Below are 12,427 nucleotides of genomic sequence, written 5' to 3'. Positions count from 1 at the left end.
GGTGTCCTCGTGGAACTTACCTATCACCTTGAACCCAAAGCGGACGAGTCCCCGTTGGGCTACTACCGCCGTCTCGCAAGCGCAAATGACTTTCGCAATTGGAGGGAATTTGCTTCCCTAGCTGGAACGTCAACCTCACGCACAGGGTTGTTGAGCCGGCCTGAGCACATTGCTGCGACGTACAACCTTCCGACGGCATGGACGGCGTCGATCACGCAACGGGAGGAATCGCTGAAGGCGCTTCGCTCGTTGCACCGTGGTCACCATGACGTGGTCTGCCCTCACTGCTTGGGCGAAGACATGTACCTGCGGACGGGATGGGAGCACTGCTACGTCACCGCCTGCCCGACGCACCGCACGGTGCTTGTGGAGCGTTGCCCGGCTTGCGACTCCTTCCTGTCCATCAACCGTGAGCGAATCGAGCAGTGCGATTGCGGCCAGGACCTCGCTCTGATTCCCACCGCCACCGCCACCCCGGTCCAACTTTGGTTATCCGCTCGCTTGATGGCGGTCCGCGGGGCGCCTATGAGCCAGTTGCCAGACCTCGCAGATGCTTCGCCCGCGGACGTCGCCGAACTGGTTCGTACGCTCTGCCTGTACTTCGACCCTGTGGCGCCTGCGCCGCGCCGAAATGCCGCCAGCCCCGGTTCAGTGAGTGAGGCCGTCGAGTTTCTGGCGCCTCTAGAAACGCTGCTGGTCGATTGGCCTGCGGCCTATGAGCAGCACGTCCGGTCCCGTATCGCGGCTGGGCCAGGGAATGCAAGGACGCTCAAGGCCCTGCTTGGCCCGTGGTTCCGCCATTTGCTGACGGTGGCGTCCGCCGGCAGCCTGAAGGCATTTCTGTCCCCGGTCATTCGTATCGCCTCCACGGAATTTGATGGCGTGATCGGAATGGAGGACGAGGGACATTGGGACGATCTTCGATACGTCCGTCTCAAGGACGCAGCCAAGCACGGTCATATGACGGTTCCCACGCTCAAGCGGGCCATTGCTGCGCGCCAGATTGAGCATCGCAGCAGGAGGTTCGGCACCAAGGGGAAGGTGTTCGAGGTGCTTCGTGAGGACCTCGAACGCATCGTTGAAGCCCGTAGCGGCTGGGTGACCGAAGCGGAGGCCTGCAGGTCGCTGGGCGTGTCGCCGAAGGTATTGGGCAATATGGCCGCTGCCGGATTGGTCGAAGCGGACTACGACTGGGTGAAAGACGTCCTGAAGGGCGGTCCTTTCCGCACCAGAGCCATCGAGGATGTGCGAGCGACGCTGATGGCGAACCAGGCGGAGTCCCCCACCACCGGCGAGCTGATTGCCTTTGCCGACCTGACCAGCCGGCGTCTGGGAGACAACACGGCTATTCAAGCGCTGATGCGAGCCATCCGGGCCGGCGAAGTCCGGGCGCAAGGACCCGCGGAGGACGTTGGCCAGCTGCAGTACAAGCTGGCAGATGTGCGGCGGTTCTTCGGGACGCCGTTACTGGAAGCTGGGCTCTCTGTGAGCCAGCTCGCCAAGCTGACCGGGTGGAAGCACGAGTGCATCGACCACTGGATCGAGCGGGGGCTGCTGCACTCCTTTTCCATCGTGCTGCGCGGCCAGCCTTGCCGTGTGGTCATGCCGGCGCAGTTGCTCGAGTTCAACCGGACCTACATGCCCTTGGCAGACCTGGCCAAGCTGGCAGGTGGAAGGTCCTCGCTGCTCGCCAAGCGCTTGGCGCCTGTGGGCGTCATCCCAGGCCGGGCCACGGCCGACGGTGCCCAGCGCGGGGCCCTGGTCAAGCTCACTGACGTCGCGGCCCTGGCGGTGGCGGCGGCGAACGCCGGACGACTCGAGCTGCGCGACGGAAGAGCCGGCCGACCTATGCCTTCCCGGCGTTGCACACCCCGCGAAGGGAATTGACGGTGGATTGGCCCCTACCACTCCTTGACCGTCGGCGTGTTTCTCGTACTTTGCGAGTATTGGCATTGCCGCCGACCGCCGAGCCGCGACATAGCATGGTCGACGAACGGGATCGCTCGAACGGCTGCTCAGCTGCTGGTACTTCGTAGCGTGGTCATCGCCTCAGAGAGAACTGTTGGCACAGCTCAATGCGAATCTTCATTGACACCGAGTTCATCGAAACGACTGAGGGCCCCTGCTTCATCAGCGCGGCATTCCTGACGGACGCTGGCCGCCAGCTGTACTCGGAAATCACCGTCGCCGAGGCCGAAGACCTTCTGCGTCACCATCCCAACCCCTTCGTCGCTGACCAGGTGCTGCCGCAGCTCGGCCGCGTCCCTGGCGTGCCATGGGCAGAAATCGGCGCTCACCTCTTGCATTGGCTCGATAGCCTCGGAGCTGACGACGTCGAAATCGTCTACGACTACAACGTCGACTTCTTGCTGGTTGAGCAGCTGTTGGCCAGCTCAGACGCGCCGCTGGCCGCGACGATGCGTGCCGCCCATGTTGGCTACCTCCTCGACGACCTCGAAGGCAAGGCCGCTGCTGAATCGGCTTGGCACGCGCTTGAGGCAACCCATGGGATAGCCAGGCACCATGCCCTCGCGGACGCATATGCGTTGCGGGCGAGGTTTGAAGCAGTCCACCGCGTTGCTGAGCCGGTTGAATGGAGAACCGTCGAGGTGGACGCTACCGTCACAGTCGTCATCCCCGAATTCGAGATAGTCCATGCGGAGACCCATGACGGCGCGCTCACGCTTTGCATCGGAGAGGGCACCCCGAACGTGGACTGGCGCAGCCTGACAGTTGGCCAGCGTCTTCGCTGCGCCGTGGAGACCGGGCCGGCGACGCGGGTGCTGAGTGCCGAGGTCTTGTCCCAAGCCGGTACTGAGGTTTGACGGTCGGGGTGAGCATGAGCATTGAGAACGACAAACAAGTGCCGGCAGACTTTCCAAGACGCGGAGAGCCTGCGTCCCTCAGCGGTTTTCAGCCGAAGCTCGGCGTCCGCCTGGTTGATGGCAGGTTCGTGGAGGGCTGGACCGATGAGGAGCTCCGTGCGCGGTTCGATGCATGTGTCGATCTGGCCGAGCAGCTAACTGCGTACTGCAACCGGAAGCTCGCAGAGCTTCCGGATACGAGCCTGTCGGCGCTCCTGCTGCAGGTCCGCAAAGGCGTCGAAGCAAAAGACTGGGGCCTGTCGGCCGACGAGCTGGACTGGATCATGAAGCAGGTTTCTCATCGCATGCCCAATGCTTGCGGGTCAGGGGAGTGAATCGTGGCTCGATCACCCATTCAAATCATGGAAACCATCAGTGCGGCGCAGCCCATCATCGAACGTCTGCGCGACCGTATCGCGGCGTCGCGTAGCTTTCATGACCTAGGCGACATCTCGGTAATCCAAACCACTATTCGGCGGATTGAGGAATGCCTCGGAGCTGCTGCCGAACTCGAGGATGCTCTGCGCCGGCAGGTGGCGCGGACAAGCGCCCGGATAGCTACGTCGTCGCCATCGTCACCAGACGGTTGCAGTCGTGAGGGATTGCCCGACGCAGGCTCACAGCTATGACTGACTCTCTGCCGTACGTCGAAGTCAAATGCCCAACTTGTTCGTGGGTGCATGCGTCCATACCGCTGAGCACTGCCTTGGCCAATACTGCTTCACCGCAGCAGTTGGCACGGTACTTCCACTGCTTCCATTGTGGCGGCCCAACCAGGTTTTTCGTGAAAGCCCATCCAGAGGATGCGCCGTCGGGTTGTACGCTCCAGCCTGTGGTTGTCTGGGACGCGCCTCAGTAGTGGCCCCGGGCGTACTTGCGGCGCCTGAGCGCGGCTTCCGCAGTTGAATCGGAGTCGACAGCCTCAAGGCACTTGCGGTGTCCCCACGCTCGCGCGTGCGCGAGATACGTTCAACTACGGACAAATGCCAGCAGCAGCTGGTAGTCGCCTTGGTCCGCAGCTCGCAGAGCAGCCAAGTACCGTGCCCGCACTTCGTTGGCGGCGACCAGATCGCCGCCGCTCCCCCAGGAGAACGCCGCTTGTCCCATTCTACGCAGCAACGCATCGGCCATCATGCGCGAGTGCCGGTTGCCATTGGGGAAGGGGTGAATCCAAACTAGGTCGCGGTGAAAACGCGCTGCGATTTCGTCGGGCGGGAAGGTGGCGTTGTCGACCCACCAACGTGTGTTCCCGAACAGGCCGTTGAGCCGCACAGCCACTTGCGTCCGATCGCACCCGATGTTCTTGTCTGACTTGCGAAAAGTGCCCGCCCCTGACCAAGTCTTGCCGAACATCTGTTGATGCAGCTCTCGGCAGAAGCCCTCGCTGAGTACGTCCGGCGAGCGCACCCGCTTCAGCCAGCGCACAGCAGGCAGGAGGTTCTCCTGCTCCCAGTCGTTCAGGTCACCCTTGATGGTCAGGTGCTCGGGGATGAGCCCGGCCTTCTCGTCCAGGTCCAGCGGGGTCTGGCCATACTGCTCGTCAAGGTCTATCGCCATAGGTCCGACCAGCGGCCGCGCAACAGCTCTTCCGTCCTGCGCTCCACCTGCTTGCGCAACCTCTCGGCGCCGGGGCGCTGGTCTTCGAGACCCATGGTGTGGGCCACGCCTGCGACTTCTTCCGTGGCGATGGCGCGGGCACGTTCCTCGACCACCTTCGTGAGCGGGCGCCGGGGAACCAGAGCGTAGACCAGTTCGCAGTCCAGCCCGTCGGCGAGCTTGCGCAACTGTCCGAGGGTGATGCGGTCATCCGCTTCGGACTGTTCGGACTTGTGCAATGTCGACCCGGAAATGCCCAACCGCTGAGCCTGCTGGCGCTCCGTGCGCCCCAAGGCCTCGCGGATGAGCTTCAGCCACCCCCGTGAGTGCCTTCATGGTGCCCGGCACGCCCTGGCCGCAGCGCGATGTCATCGCGCGGAGAACCACGCGCATTCGAGGCTTGGCAACCCATAGCGGAAGGTCGTCAGCGCTGCCCAAAACCTGCCCGCGATGTACTCATGCTCGTCATGTACACGCATGCAGGACTAGGCTGTCACCCTTCGATGGCACCAGCTCCACACGCAAGTCCGCCCTGCCCACTATGACTGCAAGGAAGGGGTGCTTGTCCTTACGCTCGAAGGCCAACCGCTTCCACTCTGACCGGTCGATCCCAGACGGTATGGGGTGGTCTTCAGGATGTGAATGCCACTCGCCCAAGTACCGAACTGTTCCTCGGCTATCACTCCACGTCTTCTGTGCGACCTCTGCGTGGCCTTGCGGGAGCCGCTCAAACGAGTACCGCGACCGCAAGTCGGCGGCGGTCGGATACGTTGCGTCGACAAGGTTCAGATGCCCGCCCCTGACCTCGCCGAGAAGCAGGCCGCCGGCCTCGGCATCACTGCCCAGGTGCTGGATGTGCTGCCGGAACACGTTGAGCACCTTCTCGTCGAAGTTCACAAGGATTCGCCTATCCGGCGTTGACCATCCGCTTACGAACTGCATGCAGGGCATCCAGATTGCTTCAGAAGGCTGCAGTCCGGCGTTGCGATCTGAAACTGGCTATCGAGGACGCGCGTGCGCAAAGTCGGTGCGTCGTCGTCGTTGACCCAAGAGCTGACCATCTCTGCACCAAGCGCCGCGGCCTGCAGAGAGACGGTTGCCGGAAAGGGCACGTACAGCCCCTCGCACCCCTGACCCGCCAGCAGCTTTGGAACTTCGCCCTCCACAGCCTGCAGCAGCCCTGCCCTGTTGGCATCGCAAAGACAGCGGAAACATCCGCCCTTCTCGTTGGCCCGCATCACGCCTCGAACAGCAACGCCAGGCCCTTCGACCCACACCGTCAGGAGCGAACCATGCTGGTACTTTTGTGCCAGCCAATGCCCCAGCGACTCTTCGCCCGTGGCGTCAATGAGCAAATCGAAAGCGCCGAGGTCAATCTCGCGCACGTCCCTCGGGCTGGCAACGATGTTGGCCCCCGGCGCCAAGGCATCCAACTCTCGCTTCAGGGCGACCGCCTTGTTGTTGAAGAGCCCGGAGAACCCCAGCCGATGGCGCCCAAGATTCTGCGGTTTCAGCCCATCAAAATCGACCAGCTCAAGGCTCCCGCCGCCGGTGCCGGCACCGGCCTTCACGAGAAGGTCAGCGAGGTAGCCACCAATAGTTCCGCACCCCACCAAAGCCAGCCGCTTTCCGGACAAGGATTTACGGCCCGGCTGATTCCGCTCGGCCATGTATTGGTCGTCCAGGCGGATCACCTCCAGTGGAACAACGGGGAGCGAGAACAATGGTGCTGCATTCTTCCGCGCTCCGCGCTGTGGGGCCGAGTCCTTCCTGAAATCGACCCAGGCACCGTAGGTCATGAGCGGCGACTCGATGATGAGGACCACCGACAACGCCGCAGTTGCGCGGGCCTGCTGGATGCGTTCCAGGAGCTTCTTCCGGCACTGCTTGTCGAGGAGGCCTTGCCACTCAAGCAACTGTTGCACGTTCTCGATTGGCCACCGCATGTTGTGCGGCCTGGGCTTCGTCGAAGTCTTGACCCGGTACGTCACCGCGGGGCAATCGACTGTGGTCCAGCCAAGTTGCTTCAGCTTGGCCTGCGTCCGCGGCAAGTCGTCGGTCACCACCGGGTAGACGTCCGACCCGTTTTTGACCGCCTTCAGTATTTGCTGTCCAAGGCGAGCATCGCGCAAGTCGACGAGACAGAAAATGCCCGCCCAGTACGCATAAAACTCATCCTCCAGGTCATCGCGAAGTTTGCCTGCAAGGATGTCCTGGAAGACCTCGGTAGCTCGATCCAGACAGGCAAGGGTTTGGCCAACCGGATCAAAGATGTCGAGCACGACAGTGCCCCGAGCGATGTAGCAAATGTCGCAGTCCACACCCAGGTGGGGCACGACGAGCGGCAGGCCAGGAGGTCGCTCAAGCAAGCGCACCCGGGGGTATTCGCTGAAGTTCGGATCGACCTGAAGCTCGCATGCAAAGGCCCTGCCGGCGCCATCCAGCGTGCCGTGGTAGGTGAACCAGCCGTCATGCGAGCGGGCTTTGAAATCAAAGCCGCGCCCGCGAAGACCGTCGGTCACATCGGCGATCCGCTCTTCAGTGGGCATTAGCCAGCCTTCGAACGTCCCACCAGCTCGCTCGCACCTGCCGCCGCCGGCGCGGCGGCGACCGTTGCTGCCACTGACACCACCTTGACTCGATGCGGGCGATTCGGGAAGCGCTGGCCGAATTCCTGCTGCATCCAGATGCAGACCTGGCTTTCGCTCGACGCATGGAGCGATGCGCGCAGCACGCCCTCGAAGCGCTCGAGTTCGCGAGCAGCTTCCTCGACCTTGTCCTGACCGAGACGCTTGGTCAGCGATTCGTTTTCATCGACCGGATTGACCACGCCTGCGCGCAGCGCGGCAGGGAGGCCCGCCAGTACATCGAGAAGTGCAAGGTCGTCACGACCGTGACGGCGCTCGAACAGCGGGACGGCGGCAGCCATGAGCAAGATCGAAGCGGGGCCGCCGCTGGCCCATTTCCAGTCGCGGAAGGCCTTCAGGTAGCGGATGACGCGACGCAGCTGCTCGCCACGGGCCAGCACCTGTGCCTCAAACCAGTCCTTGACCGGCCGTGGGTCCGATTCCCACCAACCTTCTTCACGATGGGCGAGCAGCACGACATCGCTGGGCAGCTTCGACCAGGAGTCGCGTTCCGCCCTGCGAATTGCTTCGGCCGAATCCAGCGTGTGATACGCCTCCATCGCGGCCTTGGTTAGGGTCTGGAATTCATCGTCAGGAATGGCATACAGCGGGATGTCGATGTGCGCCGCTTTCGTCACTTCGATCCGTACGCAGGTGGGTTTGTCCGTGATGAGGGTCCAGCCCTTCTCGCGGCACAGCACCGCCAGGCAGGCCTCAGCCGCCTTAAAGAAGATGGCCGTAGCAGCACTCGGGCGCTTGGTTTGCTTGACGAAGCCCAGCGGCAGGTAGCAGCCGTCATCGACGTCAGCCTGCTGGGGGTGCTGGGCCGGCGCGTTTAGCGTCTTGTATGCCCACGATCCCTGGGTGAAGAAGCGCGGCGTCGGCGCCTTCTCGGTGAAGCCGGCGGCCTGCAGCATCTTCGGGATGCCCTCGCGCAGGCAGTTACGAACGTCGGTCTTGGCTTGCGCCAGGTACGTCCTGACGCTGGGGGGCAGGTCAAGCGAATCCAACAGGTTCGGCTCCTTCGGGTCGGTCGTGTGAAAGAGAGCAGTGAGGTTAAGCATGTTGCGGCTCCGAAGAGGTCGTGGAGTTCTTGTTCGGGCCGTGGAAGAACGTCGGAGCGGCGGCCCAATGCGCTCGAAACGGTTGGAATTTCGGCTCGCCGAGTGCCTTCTGTGCGGCGTGCATGCCTCTGTCACGTAGGGTGTTGGTGGACGCGGTCGAGACGCGATCCAGCGCCTTCACGTCGCGGCTCTGGTCGGGCGTAGCCTTGTCGTCGATGGAGAAGTAGTCATCGCCGAGGGATTGCCTGAGCATGTAGTCCACGGAGGACTCCTGGGCCGAGATGACGAGGTCGAACAAGCCGCCCCTCCATCGTGCAAAACCACGGTCAAGGTCCGCATCGCCGCGCACGGTCGCGCCGATGGTCATGGTTCCGATTGCGAGAACGCGCACACGCGCACGGGGCATGCCCTTAGCCAGGAACGTGCGGACCTCATGCAGGCCGAAGAAGCCAGGGGCGTTGCCGACCAAGCCGCCATCCGCAAAGACGCCACGCTCGTTGCGTGAGAGCGGGAAGTACACCGGCGCAGCTGCGGTAGCGACCGCGACGTCGGTCAGCTTCATGCGGTGGTCGAGTTCGAAGGTGGGGTGGTGTGGTGTCTTGAAGAACTGCCCGCGACCTGTCGAGTAGTTGACGGCGGGAACGAGCACGCGGTGCTTCAGGTCGCCGATAGTCAGCGCACCGAAGCGTTCGTCCAGCACGGATCGCAGGCCATCAGACGAATGCTTGGCCTTCCACCAGAAGCCAGTCAGGCGGCGCCACAGCGACCGACAACCAAAAATCCGTTCACCGTGGGACTCGAACAAGGCCTTCAACTCGTCTGCCGGGATTTCGGCCGCCAGCCCTAGTCCGAGTAGCCCGCCGGCAGAGGTGCCGCAGATGAGGTCGAAATGGCTCGCTATGGGCCGGCCGAGGACCTTCTCCAGCTCAGCAAGAACGGTGGCCGTATAGAGACCGCGATAGCCGCCGCCCGAGAGCGCCAGGATGTGGAATGTCGGAACCTCGGCTTCAGCCACGACCCACCTCCTGCTGAAGGCCGCGAATGCAGGCCGACCGCCCTGCCGCAGGCAGTCGCCGCAGAGCACGGCCGCTCAGGGAAGCATCGAATCGGTTGGGTCGGCACATCGGTCAGCTCCAATCTGGGTGAACGATGCGTAATATAAATAGAACGAAGCGGGTTGTAAAGCGGATTGATACGCATCGTTAGATTCATATAATGTTGGGCTTAGCAGCGGCTCACTCCGGGAGGACACCTCATGTCACTAGGCGCGCGCATCAAAGAACTACGCCTAAAACATGGACAGTCACTTCAAGACGTAGCAGACGCAGTCGGGGTTTCAAAGACCCACATATGGGCCCTGGAGCGGGGCGAGACCAACAATCCGTCGATGGAGCTGCTGAAGAAGCTAGCTGAGCACTTCAAGGTCACGCTGGAATACTTGGCGGGGACAACCGACGACACGTTGGCCGACGTCACCGCGCAGCAGTTTTTCCGCGACTTCAAGTCGTTATCCGAGGCGGAGCAGGCCGTGCTGCTGCAAACTCTGGAGGTCTTCAAAAACAAGAAGGCTCCGGGAGATGCTAAGACTTGACCTGATGGAGTTGGCTGACCTTGTTCGGCCTGAACAACTCGTCGACGAAATCCTCAAACAGAACCCTCAACTGCCGCTTCCGGTTCCCGTGGTCGAGCTGGCCACGTTGGCGGGCATTTCGAAGATTGAGCCGCTGTCTAGCCAGGGCTTCGAGGGCACGCTCATAGCGAATGCCGAGAAAACGGACGGCGCGATCTTCTACAACGGGACTGTCCCAAGGTCTCGCCAGAAGTTCACCATCGGGCACGAGCTCGGGCATTTCCTCCTTCCGTGGCATCGCCAGACCACCTTCGAGTGCACGGCCGAGGACATCTCGAGTCGCGCTCGGAAGGACTGGGAGGTTCAGGCCAATCAGTTTTCTGCCGAACTGCTGATGCCCAAGATGCTTGTGAAGGCCCGGCTTCAAGCCAACGGCGACCCAAAGATTGCCCACATCCAAGAACTGTCCAGCCAGTTCGAAGTGAGTTTCGAGGCAGCCGCTCGCCGACTGATTGAACTCAGCGAGCATGCATGCGCTGTCGTGTTCTCCAAGGACAACGTGGTTCGCTACTGGGCCAAGAGCGACTACTTCGGCGAGCAAGTCGCCGTACGCAAAGGCGACAAGCTTCCCCACAAAAGTCCCAGCAAACAAGCTGAGTCAGACCCTGAGGAGTGGCATGAGCTGATCGCGTCGTGGTGGGTGAAGGAACGGCATGACGACGACATGCCCGAGAGTATTTACGAGCAGACCTTGTGCCAGGAGTCCGGCTACAAGGTGACGTTGCTCTCTTTGAGTTAAGGGCCGTTGCGCCGCTGGCCATTGAGCGGCCGGTCTCGAAGTGTTCACGGGGCAGGCGGTTCATGCGTCTCGACCCGCAGGCGAAGCGAGCAGACTCGGTTGGGCTTGGATTGTTGCTATCGCTGCTGAACTCGGAGCAAGAAGGGGGATATGCCATTTCATCCAATAGATGCTGCGAATGCTTGCGTTCGCCGTGCCCGCAGGTTTCTCGCACTCGCCGAGGGCCAGTTACCCGACGCCAAAATCAAGACCGACCTACGTAGATCAGCACTGGTCCTTGCGGTGACCGCAGTGGACTCATACATGCACTGGCTGGTCTATCGACGCATCTCTGAAGTGCGCCGCGAAGGGGATTTGCCCAAGGTACTGGCCAGGCTAGAAATCCCGTTCTCCGACCTTGCTTCGCTGGCAGACTCATCCATCAAAGCACGTCAGGAAGACCGCGACTTGCGCCCTTGGGTGCAGGTCAAGAACAGTGTTCAGCGCCGCTTGCTGAAGGAGACGTTCCAATCCTACGAACAGGTGGGGCAAGCACTTGCCCTTGCAGGGATCGAAAAAGGATGGACCAGAACTGCTGCCGCTCTAGGCGTAAAGGCGGACGACATCAAAACGCGCCTGAATCAACTTGTGCACCGTAGAAATCAGATCGTGCATGAGGGAGACATCAAGCGCGCGTCACGTCCGCAAAAGCTGCAGTACAACGATGTCGAGAATGACGAGGTCTCAGCAGACGTTGACTGGGTCGAGCAACTCGTCGCGGCCTTTGAGCAGGTGGTAGCTGCAGGCGACCCGCCCTAGGACTTGCCGGGCTGTATCAGGGCCGAGACTTGCCCGCTGTGGGTCATCGGGCTCAGCAAGAACTAGCGGAAAATAGTAGCTGTTTCGCGATATAACTCAGCCCTCTGCTTGAGCATTGTCGGGCCGATGCTTCTGGCGTTGCGATGCCCGGCGGCGACTCTTGGGCAAGAGTGGCGAGATGCGATTTCGCAGCTTATGCGAGTATGTTTCTCGTCTTATGGCTGCCGGTCAACCGCAAGTCCTTGATGCGGAAGGATGCGGTTTCGCGCGTTATGCGACGCTCAACAGCTGCGGTTGTGAGATGACGGTTTTAGCCGGACACGTCACGAATTCGCTGGACGGAGAGGCTGGATAAAGCTGGACTTTCTATCCAATGATGCGCATAAGCCCCTGATTCGTAAGGAGTCAGGGGCTTTTTACGTTGAAGCTAGCGGGAGCGGGAGCCCATGCGCCACTCCACTCGCCCTGGGTGAGATAGCGGCCTCGCGGGTGACCGCTTCAGGCTGCTAACGGTCTTCCGCACGGCAGCTGCCGGCGGACCGCTGACGCCCGATCAGCGACATTGAGGCCTGCGATTTCAGCGCTGGAAAGCCGTCTCTCATCAACCCGGAAAATCTTCGACGAAGGAAGCGTCCCCGGTCAGCGTTAATCGAGAAGATTTCCCCCGCATGTCCAACACGTATCCGTTGCTGAACGTGAAGGTCGCTTGGATGCTACCGACGATGTTAAACGGCACGGGTACCAAGCGAAGCTCGTCACCCCCATCAACTCTCAGCGCACCGGCAACGATCCAGCCATCTCCAATGTCCGGCGTGCCAGGCAAGCTCGCAGAGCCGAATTCGAGCGAGCCCGCTTGCGTCCATCCGGTTCCTCTGTCGCTGCCGGGAACGCCGTCAGAGAGGTGAAGGTAGGCGGCCTCAAAGCTGATAGTCACCACGTCACCCAACGAGTAGACCGATGCGACCCTGGAGTCATGAAATTCGAGGCCGCAATTCATTGAGGCATTCTGTCCTGTTTCAGCCGCCCGAAAGCCGCCTGCGGTGACCGGCCGCTTGTGGCCGGGCGCTGACGTTGGGGGCGCACTTCTGGTAATCCCCCAACCGCTACGG

At 61.8% G+C, this 12,427-nt stretch carries 13 protein-coding genes; 6 read left to right on the top strand and 7 right to left on the bottom strand.

Translation table 11 applies throughout. The annotated features are described in order from the left end of the window. The first annotated feature begins 9 nt into the window (after positions 1–9). From FHS28_RS21385 to FHS28_RS21375, 3 genes are all read left to right on the top strand, one after another. Positions 10–1,887 (top strand): TniQ family protein, encoded by a 1,878-nt coding sequence (locus tag FHS28_RS21385; protein WP_088453854.1) that lies wholly within the window; start codon positions 10–12, stop codon positions 1,885–1,887. Between the two features lie 188 nt (positions 1,888–2,075). Further along, the gene (locus tag FHS28_RS21380) at positions 2,076–2,825 is read left to right on the top strand and encodes a hypothetical protein (protein ID WP_088453855.1); all 750 of its coding nucleotides are present in this window, start codon (positions 2,076–2,078) and stop codon (positions 2,823–2,825) included. A gap of 14 nt (positions 2,826–2,839) precedes the next feature. Beyond that, positions 2,840–3,199: a hypothetical protein gene (locus tag FHS28_RS21375; protein WP_088453960.1), complete on the top strand. Its 360-nt coding sequence runs from the start codon at positions 2,840–2,842 to the stop codon at positions 3,197–3,199. A 634-nt stretch (positions 3,200–3,833) separates the two neighbouring features. Here the strand turns inward: FHS28_RS21375 and FHS28_RS21370 are convergent. The 6 genes from FHS28_RS21370 to FHS28_RS21345 form a co-directional block, all read right to left on the bottom strand. Beyond that, a complete protein-coding gene (locus tag FHS28_RS21370) occupies positions 3,834–4,421 on the bottom strand; it encodes a mobile mystery protein B (protein ID WP_088453856.1) in 588 nt (195 codons plus the stop codon). After that, a complete protein-coding gene (locus FHS28_RS21365) occupies positions 4,412–4,765 on the bottom strand; it encodes a helix-turn-helix domain-containing protein (protein ID WP_310736848.1) in 354 nt (117 codons plus the stop codon). Before FHS28_RS21365 ends, FHS28_RS21370 begins: the two co-directional genes overlap by 10 nt. A gap of 160 nt (positions 4,766–4,925) precedes the next feature. Further along, positions 4,926–5,402 carry a Mov34/MPN/PAD-1 family protein gene (locus tag FHS28_RS21360; RefSeq protein ID WP_088453858.1) on the bottom strand — a complete coding sequence of 159 codons (477 nt, stop codon included), beginning with the start codon at positions 5,400–5,402 and terminating at the stop codon, positions 4,926–4,928. Beyond that, the gene (locus FHS28_RS21355) at positions 5,390–7,009 is read right to left on the bottom strand and encodes a ThiF family adenylyltransferase (protein WP_088453859.1); all 1,620 of its coding nucleotides are present in this window, start codon (positions 7,007–7,009) and stop codon (positions 5,390–5,392) included. Before FHS28_RS21355 ends, FHS28_RS21360 begins: the two co-directional genes overlap by 13 nt. Further along, a complete protein-coding gene (locus tag FHS28_RS21350; RefSeq protein WP_088453860.1) occupies positions 7,009–8,151 on the bottom strand; it encodes a CBASS cGAMP synthase in 1,143 nt (380 codons plus the stop codon). Before FHS28_RS21350 ends, FHS28_RS21355 begins: the two co-directional genes overlap by 1 nt. Further along, positions 8,144–9,166: a CBASS cGAMP-activated phospholipase gene (locus FHS28_RS21345; RefSeq protein ID WP_088453961.1), complete on the bottom strand. Its 1,023-nt coding sequence runs from the start codon at positions 9,164–9,166 to the stop codon at positions 8,144–8,146. The genes FHS28_RS21350 and FHS28_RS21345 overlap by 8 nt, the downstream gene beginning before the upstream one ends. Before the next feature lie 240 nt (positions 9,167–9,406). Here FHS28_RS21345 and FHS28_RS21340 point away from each other — a divergent pair, with 240 nt between their 5' ends. The 3 genes from FHS28_RS21340 (at position 9,407) to FHS28_RS21330 (ending at position 11,318) form a co-directional block, all read left to right on the top strand. Then, positions 9,407–9,742 (top strand): helix-turn-helix domain-containing protein, encoded by a 336-nt coding sequence (locus FHS28_RS21340; protein WP_088453861.1) that lies wholly within the window; start codon positions 9,407–9,409, stop codon positions 9,740–9,742. 4 nt (positions 9,743–9,746) lie between these two features. Next, entirely contained in the window at positions 9,747–10,520 is a 774-nt protein-coding gene (locus tag FHS28_RS21335; RefSeq protein ID WP_184295368.1) for an ImmA/IrrE family metallo-endopeptidase, read from the top strand. Positions 10,521–10,670: 150 nt separating this feature from the next. Beyond that, positions 10,671–11,318: a HEPN domain-containing protein gene (locus tag FHS28_RS21330; RefSeq protein ID WP_184295365.1), complete on the top strand. Its 648-nt coding sequence runs from the start codon at positions 10,671–10,673 to the stop codon at positions 11,316–11,318. A 601-nt stretch (positions 11,319–11,919) separates the two neighbouring features. Here FHS28_RS21330 and FHS28_RS21325 read toward each other — a convergent pair. Continuing rightward, positions 11,920–12,315, bottom strand: a complete 396-nt coding sequence (locus FHS28_RS21325) for a hypothetical protein (protein WP_088453864.1) — start codon at positions 12,313–12,315, stop codon at positions 11,920–11,922. Positions 12,316–12,427 lie beyond the last annotated feature (112 nt).

This window comes from Roseateles terrae, from assembly GCF_014192155.1.
Classification (GTDB): Bacteria; Pseudomonadota; Gammaproteobacteria; order Burkholderiales; family Burkholderiaceae_C; genus Roseateles; species Roseateles terrae.
This window is presented reverse-complemented; position numbering and strand designations above follow the sequence as displayed.

Excerpts from the sequence above, each read along its gene's own strand:
- FHS28_RS21325 (WP_088453864.1), bottom strand. The coding sequence starts at position 12,315 with ATGAATTGCGGCCTCGAATTTCATGACTCCAGGGTCGCATCGGTCTAC.
- FHS28_RS21350 (WP_088453860.1), bottom strand. The coding sequence starts at position 8,151 with ATGCTTAACCTCACTGCTCTCTTTCACACGACCGACCCGAAGGAGCCG.
- FHS28_RS21335 (WP_184295368.1), top strand. The coding sequence starts at position 9,747 with ATGGAGTTGGCTGACCTTGTTCGGCCTGAACAACTCGTCGACGAAATC.
- FHS28_RS21360 (WP_088453858.1), bottom strand. The coding sequence starts at position 5,402 with ATGCAGTTCGTAAGCGGATGGTCAACGCCGGATAGGCGAATCCTTGTG.
- FHS28_RS21340 (WP_088453861.1), top strand. The coding sequence starts at position 9,407 with ATGTCACTAGGCGCGCGCATCAAAGAACTACGCCTAAAACATGGACAG.
- FHS28_RS21370 (WP_088453856.1), bottom strand. The coding sequence starts at position 4,421 with ATGGCGATAGACCTTGACGAGCAGTATGGCCAGACCCCGCTGGACCTG.
- FHS28_RS21375 (WP_088453960.1), top strand. The coding sequence starts at position 2,840 with ATGAGCATTGAGAACGACAAACAAGTGCCGGCAGACTTTCCAAGACGC.
- FHS28_RS21330 (WP_184295365.1), top strand. The coding sequence starts at position 10,671 with ATGCCATTTCATCCAATAGATGCTGCGAATGCTTGCGTTCGCCGTGCC.
- FHS28_RS21355 (WP_088453859.1), bottom strand. The coding sequence starts at position 7,009 with ATGCCCACTGAAGAGCGGATCGCCGATGTGACCGACGGTCTTCGCGGG.
- FHS28_RS21380 (WP_088453855.1), top strand. The coding sequence starts at position 2,076 with ATGCGAATCTTCATTGACACCGAGTTCATCGAAACGACTGAGGGCCCC.